The sequence below is a fragment of the Bradyrhizobium sp. SHOUNA76 genome (assembly GCF_023006445.1).
In the GTDB taxonomy this organism is placed as follows: domain Bacteria; phylum Pseudomonadota; class Alphaproteobacteria; order Rhizobiales; family Xanthobacteraceae; genus Bradyrhizobium.
This window is the reverse complement of sequence record NZ_JALBHA010000778.1, coordinates 1-2,028: the sequence shown is the minus strand read 5'-3', so window position 1 is coordinate 2,028 and position 2,028 is coordinate 1. Positions and strand designations below refer to the sequence as shown.

Sequence of the window (2,028 nt, the reverse complement as noted above, 5' to 3'; positions counted from 1 at the left end):
AGCGCATTCTGCACGCGGTGCGGCGCGCCCGGCGTCAGGCTGAAGGCGATCTCTTTCTTGCCGATCATGGCCACGACCTGCCAGCTCTCGCCGTGCGGGGCGTGCGCGACCTCGTGCACCTCGGCATGCTCGCCGAAGCGGACGACCTTGCCTTTCCATTCCGACGCCTTGATCCCCGCGGGCAGCACCAGCACCCCGTCCTCGGCCAGGCCGAGCGCGATCGACACCTTCTCGCGCCTGATGGCGTCGAGCGAGCCGAGCTTTTCCAGATGCACGGGCTGGACGTTGACGACCAGCGCCACGGTCGGCCGCGTCAATTCGCTGAGCCGCGCGATCTCGCCTTTCTGGTTCATGCCCATCTCGACGACCCAGAGACTGGCGTCGGGCCGTGCATTGCACAGCGTCAGCGGCACGCCCCAGAAATTGTTGAAGCTCGACGGGCTCGCATAGGCGTTCGGATAGGCCGCCAGAAATTCCTTGGTGCTGGTCTTGCCCGCGCTGCCCGTGAGCCCGATCACCGGCCCCTTAAAGCGGGCGCGCGCGGCGCGCGCGAGGCCCCAGAGGCCGTCGATCAGTGTGTCCTTGACGACGATCTGGGGAATGCGAATGCCGGCGATCTCGTGCGGCACGATCATCGCGACCGCGCCGGAAGCTTCAGCCTTGTCCGCGAATTCCCAGCCGTCGCGCGCGCTGGCGAAAGCCGAGATGAATCCGCCGCTCGGCGTGCCGCTCAGCGCAACGAACAGGCTGCCCGGCTTCACCAGCCGGCTATCCTGGGTGACGAAGTCGATCGGGGTGTCCGGGAACGATCCGGCAACGCCCAGCGCGCGCGCCACTTCGGCAACCGTCCATATCGGCCCGCTCATGCAACCCTCGACGCTAATGCGGCGGCGACCGCCTCGTGATCACTGAAGGGCAAGACCTCTGCCCCGACGATCTGCCCGGTCTCGTGGCCCTTGCCGGCGATGAGCAGCGCATCGCCATCCTGCAACTCCTCGATCGCGGCGCGGATCGCAGCAGTGCGGTCGCCGATTTCGCGGGCGCCCTTCGCAGTGGCGAGGATTTCGGCGCGGATCGTTTCGGGCTTCTCGCTGCGCGGATTGTCGTCGGTGATGATGATGCCGTCGGCATTCTCGGCCGCGATCTCGCCCATGATCGGACGTTTGCCGGCATCGCGGTCGCCGCCGGCGCCGAACACGACCACCAGCCTGCGCTTGGCATAGGGACGCAGCGCCTGCAGCGCCTTCGCCAGCGCGTCGGGTTTGTGCGCATAGTCGACGAAGATCGGCGCGCCGTTGCGCTCGCCGACGCGTTCGAGCCTGCCTTTGGCGCCTTCGAGATGCTCCAGGCTCGCGAACACATTGGCCGCATCGCTGCCGGTGCCGATCGCAAGGCCGGCCGACACCAGCGCGTTCTCGATCTGGAATTCGCCGACCAGCGGCAGCCGGATCGAATGGCTCTTGCCACGATGTTCGACCGTAAGCTTTTGCGAGAAACCTTCGACCACGGCTTCGGTGAGACGGATGCCCTCGCCTGCCCCGTCGCCGTTGCGGCCGACCGCCATCACGCGCAGGCCGCGCGAGCTTGCCGCGCCGATCACGTCTGCCGAGCAATCATGATCGGCCGAGATCACCGCCGCGCCGCCCGGTGAAACGAGTTCCCGGAACAGGCGGAGTTTCGCCGCAAGATAATGCGCAACGGTCGGATGATAATCCATGTGGTCGCGCGAGAGATTGGTGAAGCCGCCGGCGGCGACGCGCACGCCGTCGAGCCGGTACTGGTCGAGCCCGTGTGAGGACGCTTCGAAGGCGAGATGCGTGACGCCCTGACGCGTAATCTCGTCGATCTGCCGGTGCAGCGCGATCGGATCCGGCGTCGTCAGCGAACCGTAGACCGTGCGCTTGGGCGAGACGAGCCCGATGGTGCCGATGCTGGCGGAGGCATGTCCCAGCCGCTCCCAGATCTGGCGGGTGAAGGCTGCGACCGAGGTCTTGCCGCTGGTCCCGGTCACGGCCGCGACGGTCGCGG

2 protein-coding genes are annotated in these 2,028 nt (G+C 67.4%); both read right to left on the bottom strand.

What is annotated here, in order from left to right; all coding sequences use genetic code 11:
- Positions 1 to 866 (bottom strand): UDP-N-acetylmuramoyl-tripeptide--D-alanyl-D-alanine ligase (murF, locus tag MOV74_RS36975; RefSeq protein WP_246932321.1); only part of this gene is annotated, 866 nt, incomplete at its 3' end.
- Positions 863 to 2,028 (bottom strand): UDP-N-acetylmuramoyl-L-alanyl-D-glutamate--2,6-diaminopimelate ligase (locus MOV74_RS36970; protein ID WP_246932319.1); only part of this gene is annotated, 1,166 nt, incomplete at its 5' end. The genes MOV74_RS36970 and murF, both read right to left, overlap by 4 nt.